Raw genomic sequence first — 11,959 nt, forward strand, 5'->3', positions numbered from 1 at the left:
TTTTGAAGTTTGAAGTTTGAAGTTTGAAGTTTGAAGTTTGAAGTTTGAATATCTATAATTAAAGGAAATGAAATGATTAAAAAAGAAATTTTAATTGGTTTTGTAACGGGGATTTTGGCTAACCTTGTGGGTGTTATTATTTGCATTGCCATCGTTTCTGGGATTAAGGGAATGTCCTTTATGGAAACGTACGAGTTTTATATCGCTAGTGGAACATCATGGTCAATTTTAACTTTAGGCGCATTGCCCAACTTGGGTGTGTTTTTCCTATTTTTAAACAAGAACAAGCTATACAGAGCACGTGGTGTTATTATGGCAACGTTTATTACTGCGATTGTGGCTTATGTGGTTTATTTTAGTTGATTGCTAAAAAATTTCAAAATCTCACCGTTTTAAGAAGTATCACCAACGGAGTTGAAATCTCATCCAATTTGAATCAAAAAAATGATTATTCAATTTTTTTATTTCAGAAACACACATGAAATCCAATTTTTGAAAACACAATGCGTATTTTAGTGGCATTAATATTTCATCGGAAAGAATAATTAAAAACAAATGAAATACTACCTCATCGCAGGAGAAGCCTCAGGAGATTTGCACGGTGCAAACCTAATGAAGCAACTCAAAGCCAAAGACCCAAATGCCACGCTACGGTATTGGGGTGGCGATTTGATGCAGGAACAAGGCGGTACATTAGTAAAACATTACCGCGAGTTAGCGTTTATGGGGTTCATTGAAGTTATAATGAACCTCAACACGATTTTAAAAAATATTAAAATATGCAAAAAAGACATATTTGACTTTAACCCAGATGTCATTATTTTCATTGACTACCCAGGCTTCAATATGCGCATTGCAAAATGGGCAAAACAACGTAACATCCCAACTCACTATTATATTTCGCCACAAATTTGGGCTTGGAAAGAAGGACGTATAAAAGCCATTAAAAGAGATGTTGATGCCATGTATGTCATCCTTCCGTTTGAGAAAACATTTTATGAGGACAAACATAACTTCCCCGTTCATTTTGTGGGACATCCGCTCATTGATGCCATTGCAAATAGAGAAATTACCGACCCCGCAAATTTCAGAAAAGAACACAACTTAGACGAGCGTCCCATCATCGCACTGCTTCCTGGAAGTCGCAAACAAGAGATTTCTAAAATGATGGAGGTCATGCTTTCGGTAGCCGAAGATTTTAAAGAGTATCAATTTATCATCGCTGGTGCCCCAAGCCAAGAAGCAGATTTTTATGCGCCTTTTATAAAAAAGAAAAATGTGTATTTATTGCTCAACAAAACGTATGATTTATTGAGCGTTTCGCATGCTGCGTTGGTGACTTCGGGGACGGCTACATTGGAAACTGCTTTGTTTAAAATTCCACAAGTGGTTTGTTATAAAGGATCTCGAATTTCTTATGAAATTGCCAAGCGAGTGATTAGTTTAAAATATATTTCTTTAGTAAATTTAATTCTTGATAAAGAAGTAGTGACGGAGTTGATTCAAACAGAATTCAACAAAAAACGATTAAAGGAAGAGCTCACTAAAATCCTTGACGAATATGAACGCGCAAAACTGTTTTTAGAGTATTATGACCTCGAAAAAGCACTCGGCGGAAAAGGTGCCAGCGAGAAAACGGCCCAATTAATTATTGAAGCAATACAATAGTTTTCTTAATTTTTTGTTAATATAGCAAACCTCATCTTATATGCCTAAAAAACTTTACATCCTCCTTTTATCTATTTTCCTAGCTTCCTGCGGAAGTTCAAAAGGTTCAACCTCTCGTCCATCGAAAACAAAAACCGAAAGGAATGTTACCATTTCAAGATCAAGTAACAGAGGCGCTTCAAGGAGTATTGTAGATTTTGCAAAAACATTTGAGGGCACACGTTACAAATATGGCGGCACAACAAACAGCGGGATGGACTGCTCGGGATTGGTGTTTACAGCTTTTGCTAATGAAAACATTGAGCTACCTCGCTCGTCACGTGATATGGCGAAACGCGGTGAAAGAATTTCAATTGATAAGGCCAAAGAAGGCGACCTTGTCTTTTTTAAAACAGGCAAAAACAGTAGTAGCATAAATCACGTGGGATTGGTTGTCGATACTGGCAGAAATGGACTCATGTTCATTCACTCTACCACCTCGCGAGGTGTTATTATCTCTTCCCTCGACGAAGCTTATTGGAAAAATTCATTTGTTGAGGTAAGGACTATTTTGTAATATTTTAATCTATTTATCAAAATTACTTCTGCATACTGCATCTAAAATTTTTTGTTTCAAAGAGGTTTCGACTTTGCTCAACCATACAAACTTTTAAGTAAATTACGTATCTTTAAAAACTTCCCTTTTATATAGTGGCATCAAAATATGCCCTTTTGAAGTTTATCAACTCCACAATCTTACAAGTTTCAATCGCATATCTTTTTGGGATAATTGCGGGGATATTCGCTTCGGAAATTTCAATTTCATTCTTTCCCGTCGTTGCCATTTTGTTATTATTACTGGGCATCACCGTGCTCGTTGCTAGAAAACAACTCTTTCCAAATACGCTTTTTGGAACCGTACTACTCCTTCTCTTTTTCTTCTTAGGAAGTTATAAATACCAACAAACCCAACCTCAATTTAAACCCGAACATTATAGCCACACTGTCGATTTAAACACTGAAATGTTATATCAAATTACTATTTCAGAAATCCTAAAACCCAACACCTATAATTCAAAATACATCGCCACTGTTGAATCTATAAATGGCCAACCTACCAAAGGAAATGTGCTCGTTACCATTCAAAAAGACACTATTAACCCAGAACTAGAAATCGATACAAGAATTCTAATAAAATCTACCGCAGCAGCTATTAATGCACCCTTAAATCCCGACCAGTTTGATTACCAGAAATACATGCAGAGCTTAGGGGTGTATCATCAATTAAGAATTAAAAACAATGAAATCGCGTTCACCGAAAAAGCGAGCGCAACCCTCCGCGGATTAGCAGAAAAGTCACGCACATTCATAATTGGCAAATTGAAAGAAACTCCCATTGGGCAGAGAGAACAAGCCATCATTCAAGCGCTTGTTTTGGGGCAAAAAAGAGACCTCGATAAAACCCTCTATGCCGAATATGCCGCTGCCGGAGCCATCCATATTTTAGCAGTTTCTGGATTACATGTGGGGATTATATTTTTCATTTTACAATTTATATTTAGACCGCTAATAAGAATCAAACGCGGCGAACTTTTTAGGAGTTTATTGATTGTACTTTGCCTTTGGGTTTTTGCATTTATCACAGGATTATCGCCATCGGTTTGTAGAGCGGTGACAATGTTTTCTTGTTTGGCTTTTGCAGGACTTTTAAATAGACGTTCGGCAACGATGAATACATTAGCACTTTCATTTATTATTTTACTTTTTTACAATCCGTTGTGGGTGTTTCATGTAGGCTTTCAATTAAGTTATCTAGCTGTGTTATCAATCATTCTTATTCAGCCAAAACTTTACAGCTACTACATGCCACGCAATTATATTAAAAGAAAAGCATGGGGAATTTTAACCGTCACACTCGCCGCGCAAGTGGGAATTTTACCTTTGAGTATTTATTATTTTCATCAATTTCCGGGACTATTTTTTATCACAAATATTATTGTATTGCCTTTTTTAGGTCTCATTTTGGGTATTGGAATTATTGTTTTAATTCTAGCAGCCATCGGCATGTTACCAGATTTTATCGCAACAAGTTACGGTTGGATTATCGAACAAATGAATGGGTTTATTGGTTGGGTTGCCGCGCAGGATAGCTTTCTGTTTCGGGATATTCCGTTTTCAAAATGGAATGTGTTTGCCTTTTATTTTCTCATCATCGCGCTACTCCTATTTTGGTATCGAACAACAGGAAAAAGACTCATCTTGAGTTTAGTTGCAGTTGCCTTCTGTATCTTGACATTTATAGCAGATAGCCAACAGCATTTGGAAAACAAGCTCGTTATATTTCAGAAAAGTAGAAAAACGATTATTGGAATACAACAGGCTTCGGAAATGAGACTGTTTAAAAGTGATACAACTACAAAATACCAATCTATATATCCTTTAAAAAGTTTCAGCGTTGCCAATTATATTTCCGAAGTAAAAGAAGAAAAACTCCCGAAATATTTTGAATACAACAATACTCCAATTATCATTCTTGATAGTTTAGGGGTTTACCCAAAAATTTCAGAAAGACCAATAATCATCTTTACCGAAAGTCCAAAAATAAATCTCACTAGAGTAATCGATAGCCTACAACCACTACAAATTATTGCGGACGGAAGTAACTATCATTCTAGTGTTGGAAGATGGAAAGCCACCTGCGAAATGAGAGGTATTCCGTTTCATCACACGGGGAAAGACGGGGCGTTTGTTTTGAGTGGTGAGTAAATATTAAAAGCCTATCAAATTTCAAAAAAATATGATAGGCTTTTAATTAAGTTCTAAATGTTTATTTATCCCTTAAATTTACTTTTAAAATTGTCTTGATATTCTTGCCATTTGGCCGCTGTGGTTACTTCTTTATAATCATCGCTTGCAATCATTTTTAAGTATAATTCCAGCTGTTGGGGTGTTTTATAACCTGGTACCGATTGTATTAAATTTCCGTTGTCCTCAAAAAAGACAAGACTGGGATAGCCTGCCAGTTTCAAAGCATCAGCAAAAAAATGGGTTGCATTTCTACCTTTGCGATCATCGCGGTATTGGGGATTTGTGTAGGTAAAATCTTGATATGTGATTGGGTCTGGTCCTTCAGCATTAAATTTAACTGCGTAAAAGTTTTTATTTACATATTTAATTAAGTCTTTATTGCTAAATGTGTTTTTATCTAGCATTTTACAAGGTCCGCACCACTTTGTATATACGTCCATAAAAATCTTTTTTGGATTTTTTTCTTGAGCCGCGAGCGCCTCATCCATGGTCATCCAATTGATTTTATCCTGGGCAGATAGATTTGCAATCGAGCATAATAATAAAAGTGAAAATATATATTTCATAGTTGCTTTTTTAGTCAGTTACTTTCCTTTCTCTTCTTTGAACTGAGGTACAAAGTTGTCAGTGTACGTTGCAAATTCTTCGTTGGACTTTAATTTTTTATAGTCTCCTGTTGCAAAAAGTTTGAGATATAATTCTAATTGCTGTGGCGTACGATAGCTTTTTACGGTAGTTAACAATTCGCCTTTTTCATTTAAGAAAACAACTGTAGGGTATGCCTTAATACTCATGTGTCTAGCGAAAGAATGTTGTGAGTTACGTCGTTTTGCATTTGCTGGGTTATAGCTGGGATTTCCAAAATCATTTCCCATATACGATACCGGTTCGTCGCCCTCCGCGTTAAATTTAACGGCATAAAAGTGAGTATTAATATAATCAATCACATCTGCATTGCTGAATGTATTTCTATCTAACATCTTGCAAGGTCCGCACCATGAGGTGTACATATCTATAAATATGGGTTTTGGCTCTTGGGCTTGAATGGCAAGCGCATCATTCATGGATAACCAATTGATGCCCTTTTGAGCATTAACCGATGTTACAATAAAAAGTAAAAATAAGAGTGTGATTTGTTTCATATTCATGAGCCTAAATGATGGAAATTTAATAATAAGACGTTTATCAAATTTAAAAATAACAAAAAACGTTCCACAAAAGGGAACGTTTTTTATACTAATTAATTGTGATGGTTATCGAATGCCGTGCATCTTCTTAATTAAAGTTTTGTTGAGTATCAGCATTAAAACTCCTGCTCCAATAGGTATTAACGTAAATATCATAAAGAAATACGCAAGTCCTTTTTCTTCAAGGATTGGATCCATATAACTACCCGTAATACCCGCAGCCGTATTCGCGATAAAATTAGCTACGAACCAAACTCCAAACATCAATCCAACTAATTTTACTGGAGCTAATTTACTAACATAAGAAAGACCCACAGGAGAAACACAAAGTTCACCTAGCGTGTGGAATAAGTATGCAAAGACCAAGAACATCATACTTACTGATGCTTCTTTAGCTCCCAAAGGAATATTTATAGATCCATACGCTAATATTCCAAATCCAAGACCTAATAATATTAATCCAATAGCGAACTTAACAGGTCCAGACGGGTTGTATTTACTCTGCCATAATTTAGAAAACAATGGCGCAAACGCGATAATAAAGAATGAGTTTAAAATACCAAACCAAGATGCTTTTACTTCAGCTACATCTGCATTAAATTCTCTTACAAGCATCCATATAACAATTCCCCAAATAATTACAAAACTGGTTCCGAGGAGAATATTAGAAAGTGCATATTTTGCATAGGTCTGCTTAAACAACATTCCAAGAACCCAGGTTATGATTAACATTGGAACTATTGTAAGTACTGTATTAAATATTTTAAATGTAAGTGCTCCGCTACCTACTAATATTCTATCCGTATAATCTGCTGCAAAAATAGTCATAGAACCACCGGCTTGTTCAAATGCCCACCAAAAGAAAATAGTAAAGAATGCCAAGACCCCAATCACTATCAATCTATCTCTAGTTACTAAACTAGATTTTGCATCCTCCACAGTGTCTTCAATGGCATCCTTAGCATCATCCAAAGTGTTTTCAATAGCATCATCAAAATCTTGTGTTTTCTGAGGAGAAAGACCAATACGACCAAATATCCCCTGTGCAAAATAAAATTGCAACATACCAAAGAACATAAAAACACCCGCAAGCCCAAATCCATAATGCCAGCCTACAGATTCACCTATATAACCACATAATAAAATACCCAAGAACGCACCGGCATTAATCCCCATGTAAAATATAGTATAACCTGCATCCTTTTCCTTTCCTTGATTCAAATATAATTGACCCACCATAGAAGAAATATTTGGCTTAAACATTCCATTTCCAATAATCAACAGTCCTAGTCCTACGTAGAAAAATGGGTCTGAAAAAACTTCAAGCGCCATTGCAGCGTGACCTAAGGTCATTAATAGAGCACCAATTACGACTGCATTTCGGTATCCAGTAAGTTTATCTGCTATCAGTCCTCCAAAGATTGGAGTGATATAAACAAGTCCTGTGTACCATCCATATAATAAAAGAGCATCAGCACGTTCCCATCCCCATCCTTCATCTAACATTGAGGATACTAAAAATAGTACCAATAAAGCACGCATTCCGTAGTAAGAAAATCGTTCCCACATTTCAGTAAAGAACAATACAAATAAACCTGACGGATGCCCTAGCACCGTTTTTTGGTTTGTTTCTGAACCTCCAAATTTAAATTCCATGTAATATTGAGTATTAATTAATAATTGGTTATTATAAGTTGTTTTTAATAAAATCGGTCATCATATTATATAAATGAATGCGAGTATAGCCTCCATAAATTCCATGATTTTTGTCTGGGTACATACGCCAGTCAAATTGTTTTTTTGCTTGAATGAGTGCTTCCACTAATTGCATAGAGTTTTGCACATGCACATTGTCATCTGCGCTACCATGAACTAATAAAAATTTTCCCTCTAATTTATCGACGTGAGAAATTGGCGAATTATTATCATATCCACTCGCATTTTCTTGAGGTGTAGTCATGTAACGCTCTGTGTAAATGGTATCATAATATCTCCAACTTGTTACTGGAGCCACAGCGATTGCCATTGAGAATGTATCTGCTCCTTGAAATAAACAATTACTGGACATAAAACCTCCATAACTCCATCCCCAAATACCAATTCTATTTGCGTCTATATAAGGCTCTTGACCCAATTTTTGAGCAACAGCAATTTGATCTTCCACTTCTAATTTACCTAATTCCTTTTGAGTCATTTTTTTAAAGTCGCGCCCTTTTAATCCAGTACCTCTTCCATCCACACATACTATAATATAGCCTTGTTGTGCCAACATTTGATGCCAGTAATCATTTGATGTATCCCATTTATTCGCAACATTTTGAGAACCTGGCCCAGAATATTGATACATAAATAATGGATACACTTTGTTTGGGTCAAAGTCTAGCGGCTTAATGGTGTACATATTCAAGTCGTAGCCATTCACATTAATCGTTGAAAATACTTTTGGAGACATTTTATACTCCTCCGTTTTCGCTTTCAATGCCGCGTTATTAATAATCTCTCTTACAACGTTTCCTGTTTTACTATCATTCAATGTAAAAGTGTACGGCGTGGTTGTATTGTGGAAAGAGTTAATAAAACAACTATAATCAGCGCTAAAGTCTGCGCCATTCGTTCCTGTTCCCGTACTCAATCTTTTCTTATTTGTGCCGTCCAATGAAATGCTATAAACATCGCGATTGATGCTTCCGTTTTCTGTGCTTTGGTAGAAAATTTTATTGGTTTTCTCATCATAACCGTAATAGCTCGTTACCTCCCAATTACCTTTTGTAACTTGATATTTTTGCTTTCCATTTTTATCAAAATAATAAATATGATTCCAGCCATCGCGTTCGCTAGTCCATATAAAACTATTGTCATCAAAAAATGTTAAGTCATCAGTAATATCAACATAAGCATCATCTTTTTCTTGACGCACTAAGGAGGTATTTCCAGTCTTTGCATCAACAAAAACAAGATCAACAACGTTTTGTTTTCTGTTCGTTAATTGTGCACTCAAAACATTTTTATCCTTTGTCCATTCTAACCTAGGAATATAATAACTATTATATTTTGAGAGATCAATATCTTTTGTACTTCCTGCATCCACATGGTAAATATGTAGGGATACTTTCGCATTGGGTTCACCTGCTTTTGGGTATTTAAAAACCTGAGGGTTAGGATACAGCTCTTTTCCGTAGACATCCATTGAAAAACGTGGCACTTCGCTCTCGTCAAATTTAATATAACCTATGTGTTTGCCATCTGCACTCCAATCAAAAGCGCGAACAAACGCAAATTCTTCTTCATACACCCAATCTGTAATACCATTGATCACGCTATTTTTAAGTCCGTCGTTGGTTACCTGAGTTACTCTCCCAGAATTCAAATTTTTGATATAAATATTATTTTCAAAACCGTAAGCTACTTCTGTTCCTGCATTGTTTAAAATAGGCTCTTGAATTTTATCTTCTGAAATTTTAGACAATTTCTTACTCTTTATATCGTAAATATAATAGGTACCTAAAGCAGATCTGCGATATACTTGATCTAGTTGCGTAGCAAGAATCAACTTTGATTCGTCACTGTTGAAATCGTAAGAAATAATGTAATCTATCCCATCCAAATCTTTAGATGAAACAAGCGTGCGCACTTTTTCGCCACTCTTATAATCGTAAACATCCACTGTTGACGCGGCATCTTGTCTACTATAATTGAGTACGGCATATTCTTTTCCATTTTCTAGAGAACGCAGCACATCAAGGCGGTCTGCCCTAAACGTACCACCGTAAATATCTTCAACGGTGATATCTTTATTTTGCGCCGTAAGCGTGGAAAAAGTAACAAGAAATAAAAAAACTAATGCGGAAAGAATTGACTGCTTCAAATTGTTAAAATTTTGTTATGACAAGTTTAGTAAAATTTAATGAAATTTTAGGTAATTGGGCTGTTAAATACGTAAGGAATCATTCAAATTCTAATACAATTTGGTTCAATATACATTCATAAATTTCAAAATCTATCCCCTATCTTTGTCACTCTCAAAAACCTATCTATGGTAAACCCGGTTTCTGGATTTCATAAAAAAACCAAAGAACAAAAAATTGAATGGCTCGCTGCAAACTACCTCGCAGGTGATTCTCAATCAATTACTATATTAAAAAAATATTGGAACAGCGACGAAGCACTGCAGAAATTGCACGACGATTTCATTGAAAACACCATTTCAAATTACTACTTACCCTATGGCGTTGCACCTAATTTTCTAATAAACGAGACCCTTTACACCTTACCCATGGTCATTGAAGAAAGCTCTGTGGTAGCTGCCGCTAGTAATGCTGCCAAATTTTGGCTCAACAAAGGAGGTTTTAAAACACAGGTTATTACAACGATTAAAAACGGGCAGGTTCATTTTAATTTCTTCGGAAATGTAACTGACCTTAAAGCTTATTTTTCTGAAATCAAACCCACATTAATTTCCAGTATCGACACCATCCAAAAAAATATGAAAAAAAGAGGTGGCGGTCTTCTCGATATAGAACTTATTGACGCGACCGAAACCTTAAAAGGATATTTCCAACTCCACTGCACTTTTGAAACTGGTGATGCCATGGGAGCAAATTTCATTAACAGTTGTCTGGAAGTAATCGCCAGCACTTTTAAAAATGAAGCACAATCATTTCAACCTTTTAAAATTTCCGAAGCTTTTCCAGAGGTTGTCATGAGCATCCTATCAAACTATGTTCCTGAATGTCTTGTGAGAGCCGAAGTGAGTTGTCCGGTTTCGCAATTGAGCGTTGAGGGATTGGATGGCGAAACCTTTGCAAATAAAATTGTGCGTGCCGTAGCCATTGCAAAAGCAACACCAAGACGCGCAGTGACTCATAACAAAGGAATTATGAATGGCGTTGATGCCGTCATCCTTGCCACAGGAAACGATTTTAGAGCCGTTGAAGCCGGTGTGCATGCATATGCGTCAAAAGATGGGAAGTACACAAGTTTGACGCACGCGAGTGCGGAAAATGGTATTTTTAAATTTTGGATTGAACTTCCGCTGGCACTTGGTACGGTGGGCGGACTCACAAATCTACATCCTCTTGTGAAATTTTCATTTAGCTTACTACAAAAACCCAACGCCAAGCAATTAATGGAAATTATTGCTGTTGCTGGCTTGGCGCAAAACTTTGCCGCTCTCAGGTCACTGGTTACCGTAGGAATTCAAAAAGGACATATGAAAATGCATCTAATGAATATCTTAAATGGTTTAAATGCTTCGGAAATAGAGAAGAATAAAGCTATTGATTATTTTAAAAATCATCAAGTGTCACACAGTGCGGTGGTAGATTTTATAGCAGCTCAACGAAATTAATTTACTATTGAAAAAAACGTATTACAGCAACGGTAAATTACTCCTCACAGGGGAATATGTGGTGCTCGATGGAGCTACGGCACTTGCTGTACCCACAAAATTTGGGCAATCTTTAAAAGTTGAAAAGATAGACAAAGCAGGTCTTTATTGGGAGAGTTTTGATAAGGATAACTTTTGTTGGTTTAAAGCACATTTTGAGTTGGCAGATTTTCGCTCAAAGAAAACCTCAAAAGAAATTAAAACGCTGAGCAATATTTTAAAGGTAGCAAGAAACTTAAACCCGCAATTTTTAAATTCGGAAATGGGATATTCGGTCACCACGCTCCTTGATTTTGACCAAAGTTGGGGATTGGGAACTTCTTCTACACTCATCAATAACATTGCGCAATGGGCGTCTATAAACGCCTTTGAGTTGCTTGAAAAAAGTTTTGGAGGTAGTGGCTACGATATTGCCGCAGCACAGCATAACAAGCCTATATTTTACACTAAGACTGAAAAACGACAAGAAATAAGAGAAGTACATCTCAATTGGGATTTCAAAGATGCTATTTTCTTTGTGCACCTCAATCAAAAACAGGACAGTAAAGAAGGGATTGCTGCGTATAAGAATTCATTAGTTAACGATAAGCAATTACAGCAAATTTCAGACTTAAGCACTAAACTTTTAATGTGCTATAGTTTAGGTGATTTTGAAGCATTACTGAATGCGCATGAAGTTCTCATTTCAGAAATCATACAACAACCTACTGTTAAAGCTAGATTATTTAGCGACTATCCAAAAACAATTAAAAGCCTGGGTGCTTGGGGCGGCGATTTTGTTTTGGTAACCGGAACTAAAAATGACATGCTTTATTTCAAGTCAAAAGGATATGAAACCATAATTGCTTTTGAGGAAATGATATTGAAAAATGATTCGTTAAATTTCAGAAATAAATAGTTCTGTAAGTATCAAAAAAAAAGCCTTTTCATT

Annotated in this window: 10 protein-coding genes; 6 read left to right on the top strand and 4 right to left on the bottom strand. The window is 36.0% G+C overall.

Annotation, left to right across the window (positions count from 1 at the left end):
- Nucleotides 1-72: 72 nt before the first annotated feature.
- The 4 genes from ACSHW7_RS00365 to ACSHW7_RS00380 all read left to right on the top strand — a co-directional run bounded on the left by ACSHW7_RS00365 (nucleotide 73) and on the right by ACSHW7_RS00380 (nucleotide 4,413).
- The gene (locus ACSHW7_RS00365; protein ID WP_435677333.1) at nucleotides 73-363 is read left to right on the top strand and encodes a hypothetical protein; all 291 of its coding nucleotides are present in this window, start codon (nucleotides 73-75) and stop codon (nucleotides 361-363) included.
- A gap of 192 nt (nucleotides 364-555) precedes the next feature.
- The gene (lpxB, locus tag ACSHW7_RS00370) at nucleotides 556-1,668 is read left to right on the top strand and encodes a lipid-A-disaccharide synthase (protein ID WP_435677334.1); all 1,113 of its coding nucleotides are present in this window, start codon (nucleotides 556-558) and stop codon (nucleotides 1,666-1,668) included.
- Between the two features lie 40 nt (nucleotides 1,669-1,708).
- A complete protein-coding gene (locus ACSHW7_RS00375; protein WP_435677335.1) occupies nucleotides 1,709-2,224 on the top strand; it encodes a C40 family peptidase in 516 nt (171 codons plus the stop codon).
- A gap of 155 nt (nucleotides 2,225-2,379) precedes the next feature.
- Nucleotides 2,380-4,413: a ComEC/Rec2 family competence protein gene (locus ACSHW7_RS00380; protein WP_435677336.1), complete on the top strand. Its 2,034-nt coding sequence runs from the start codon at nucleotides 2,380-2,382 to the stop codon at nucleotides 4,411-4,413.
- A 65-nt stretch (nucleotides 4,414-4,478) separates the two neighbouring features.
- Here the strand turns inward: ACSHW7_RS00380 and ACSHW7_RS00385 are convergent, their stop codons facing one another.
- The 4 genes from ACSHW7_RS00385 to ACSHW7_RS00400 all read right to left on the bottom strand — a co-directional run bounded on the left by ACSHW7_RS00385 (nucleotide 4,479) and on the right by ACSHW7_RS00400 (nucleotide 9,507).
- Complete coding sequence (locus tag ACSHW7_RS00385) at nucleotides 4,479-5,021, bottom strand: thioredoxin family protein (RefSeq protein WP_435677337.1); 543 nt, start codon at nucleotides 5,019-5,021, stop codon at nucleotides 4,479-4,481.
- A gap of 18 nt (nucleotides 5,022-5,039) precedes the next feature.
- Nucleotides 5,040-5,597: a thioredoxin family protein gene (locus ACSHW7_RS00390; protein ID WP_435677338.1), complete on the bottom strand. Its 558-nt coding sequence runs from the start codon at nucleotides 5,595-5,597 to the stop codon at nucleotides 5,040-5,042.
- 111 nt (nucleotides 5,598-5,708) lie between these two features.
- Complete coding sequence (locus ACSHW7_RS00395) at nucleotides 5,709-7,298, bottom strand: peptide MFS transporter (RefSeq protein WP_435677339.1); 1,590 nt, start codon at nucleotides 7,296-7,298, stop codon at nucleotides 5,709-5,711.
- 31 nt (nucleotides 7,299-7,329) lie between these two features.
- Nucleotides 7,330-9,507 carry a S9 family peptidase gene (locus ACSHW7_RS00400; protein ID WP_435677340.1) on the bottom strand — a complete coding sequence of 726 codons (2,178 nt, stop codon included), beginning with the start codon at nucleotides 9,505-9,507 and terminating at the stop codon, nucleotides 7,330-7,332.
- A gap of 168 nt (nucleotides 9,508-9,675) precedes the next feature.
- On the opposite strand from ACSHW7_RS00400, the gene ACSHW7_RS00405 reads away from it, so the two are divergent.
- Together ACSHW7_RS00405 and ACSHW7_RS00410 are read left to right on the top strand one after the other, a co-directional pair.
- Nucleotides 9,676-10,989: a hydroxymethylglutaryl-CoA reductase, degradative gene (locus ACSHW7_RS00405; protein WP_435677341.1), complete on the top strand. Its 1,314-nt coding sequence runs from the start codon at nucleotides 9,676-9,678 to the stop codon at nucleotides 10,987-10,989.
- Nucleotides 10,990-10,996: 7 nt separating this feature from the next.
- Nucleotides 10,997-11,926, top strand: coding sequence for a GYDIA family GHMP kinase (locus ACSHW7_RS00410; RefSeq protein ID WP_435677342.1), 930 nt, complete (start codon nucleotides 10,997-10,999; stop codon nucleotides 11,924-11,926).
- Nucleotides 11,927-11,959 lie beyond the last annotated feature (33 nt).

It is taken from the genome of Patiriisocius sp., from assembly GCF_051252435.1.
Taxonomy (GTDB): Bacteria; Bacteroidota; Bacteroidia; order Flavobacteriales; family Flavobacteriaceae; genus Patiriisocius.

Coding starts and splice junctions, on each gene's coding strand:
- ACSHW7_RS00365 (WP_435677333.1), top strand. CDS start 73: ATGATTAAAAAAGAAATTTTAATTGGTTTTGTAACGGGGATTTTGGCT.
- ACSHW7_RS00405 (WP_435677341.1), top strand. CDS start 9,676: ATGGTAAACCCGGTTTCTGGATTTCATAAAAAAACCAAAGAACAAAAA.
- ACSHW7_RS00395 (WP_435677339.1), bottom strand. CDS start 7,298: ATGGAATTTAAATTTGGAGGTTCAGAAACAAACCAAAAAACGGTGCTA.
- lpxB (WP_435677334.1), top strand. CDS start 556: ATGAAATACTACCTCATCGCAGGAGAAGCCTCAGGAGATTTGCACGGT.
- ACSHW7_RS00385 (WP_435677337.1), bottom strand. CDS start 5,021: ATGAAATATATATTTTCACTTTTATTATTATGCTCGATTGCAAATCTA.
- ACSHW7_RS00390 (WP_435677338.1), bottom strand. CDS start 5,597: ATGAAACAAATCACACTCTTATTTTTACTTTTTATTGTAACATCGGTT.
- ACSHW7_RS00375 (WP_435677335.1), top strand. CDS start 1,709: ATGCCTAAAAAACTTTACATCCTCCTTTTATCTATTTTCCTAGCTTCC.